Consider the following 301-nt stretch of genomic DNA (forward strand, 5'->3'; position numbering starts at 1 on the left):
GTGTAGTAGTGATGAGGTGGTCAATCGGGAAGAACATTGGCAGCAGGACATTTATGCGGCAACGGGACTGTGGATGAATGAATATCATCTGCGCGATATTCTCAATGTAGAACACCCTTGTGCCTTTGACACTTTGGAAGATTACGACTTACTGATCTTTCGTAAGCTGATCACACCTGATGATCAAATCAAGCTTGATACGCCAGCGGCTGAAAAACATGAACGGGCTTTTGGTCTTGCGACGACCCCGATTAGCTTTATGCTTACGCCGCAAGTTCTGATTACGGTTAGAGAGCAGGGC

Annotated in this window: 1 pseudogene; it reads left to right on the plus strand. The window is 46.8% G+C overall.

The features are described 5' to 3' along the window. Window positions 1-301: pseudogene (locus ACG9ZB_RS17010) on the plus strand (magnesium transporter); the annotation flags it as partial.

Source organism: Acinetobacter johnsonii, assembly GCF_048551975.1.
In the GTDB taxonomy this organism is placed as follows: Bacteria; Pseudomonadota; Gammaproteobacteria; order Pseudomonadales; family Moraxellaceae; genus Acinetobacter; species Acinetobacter johnsonii_A.